This window comes from Kocuria sp. (assembly GCF_030536815.1).
GTDB classification, from domain to species: Bacteria; Actinomycetota; Actinomycetes; order Actinomycetales; family Micrococcaceae; genus Kocuria; species Kocuria gwangalliensis.
Window position 1 is genome coordinate 1 of the sequence record NZ_JAUNPE010000335.1, and the last position, 1,582, is coordinate 1,582.

1 protein-coding gene is annotated in these 1,582 nt (G+C 63.7%); it reads left to right on the top strand.

Going from position 1 to position 1,582, the window contains the following annotated elements:
* Positions 1-791: 791 nt before the first annotated feature.
* Positions 792-1,582, top strand: a 791-nt coding sequence (locus Q4E95_RS13735) for a site-specific integrase (RefSeq protein ID WP_303383828.1), incomplete at its 3' end; no start/stop codon positions are given.

Here is a 1,582-nt window from a genome sequence, read left to right on the forward strand (position 1 = left end):
CGAGCGTTAGTAGGGCGCATTGCGTGCGGTGTTCCGCGATCGTGCGAGATGGGTGCCGGCGAGTGTGAGTGCTCCGCCTATAGTCGCCCCCGCCCCGGTCAGGACCACTGCAGCTCCCCATGCCGGTGGACGTATGACGCCTAGCGTCTGACCTTCGCCACCGACCAAACCGCGAGCAGAGCAAACCCATCCCGGGGGGAAATACGACCACGTTGAGGTCCAATCAACCGTGGAAGTCGGATCCGCCTCATCAAGAATTCGCTGGTATTCATCCCGCTGGGATTGGCGGGCCGGGGCATCACTGTATGTGCTAGTGCAACCGTTGTTAGCGCCAACATCCGGGCCTCTAATGAACAGGGCAAACCCGTAGACGACGGTCAGCGCGGCGACGCCGACAATGAGCGCTGTGCGGCCGGCGAATGTACAAGCTCTCGTTGTCGAGTACGTGTTGCGCATTTTCGACCCTTTTGGTTCTGGCCTCGATGTTCCCTGGGTAGCCAGCCGGGCCACGCACGGTCTGCGCGAGCAGATTGTCATCAAGTATCCACGCCAGGGTGCGGGCGAGCGGCGTTTAAGGCGCTTTGAGCCGCTAGCTTTACAGAATCACGCTTATCGGCGTTAAACTCTCGGGAGTAGTGGTAGGTGCGGTTACTGCCGTCTACCTGGGATGATGGGGTTTGCGCTGGTGGGCGGCGGGGTTGGCTGGCGTGGTGTCGGCGCCGCGGATGTGATGCTTGTGCGTCGGTCCAGCGCCCCGTAGGTTTCTTGCATTAGATGCAGGTTTCCACGGGTTGGAGGTCGGCGTGGACGGTGTTCCTGGGTTCGTTCCGCGGTTGTTGCGCGACGGTGAGGTCGGCCTGTTCCGTGCCGAGGACCGCGTGTTTGAAGCGATGGTCGAGGGTTGGCGGGCGCAGATGCTGGCGCGTGGGCTGACGAGAGCAACGATCGACGGGCGCTGCGGGGTGCTGCGCCGGTTCCAGGAGTTCGCGGGCACGTTCCCGTGGTCGTGGAGGCCGGTCGATCTGGATGACTACATGGCTGGGCGGCGCTCGGGTGAGAAGCCGGTGAGCTGGACGACGCTGCGTTCGGACAGCAATGCCATCGCGATGTTCTGTGCCTACGTCTCGAGTTCGAGTTACGGGTGGGGTGCGCTGTGCCAACGGGTCTTCGACGATGTTCCGGCGCAGATTGCGTTCGAGTGGAACACCCCGCGGCACACCTGCGAGGATGCTGTTCCGGCTGGCCGCCGGGCCTTCACAGCCACGGAGCTGCAGAGACTCTTTGATGACGTGGACGACCGGGTCGATCGTGAGTTCGCTGCTGGGAGTAAGCGCTGGCTTCCCCTGTTGCGGGACTCGATCGCGTTCAAGGTCTGCTACGCCTTTGGGCTTCGGCGTCGCGAGGTGGCGATGTTGGACGTGCAGGATTTCGGCCCCAACCCGCATGTGCCTGCGTACGGCGACTTCGGCGCGGTGACCGTCCGGTGGGCCAAAGGCACCGCCGGGTCGGGGCCCCGGCGCCGCACCGTGTTGACGGTCCCGGAGTTCGACTGGGTGGTTGACCTGCTCCGATTCTGGATCAC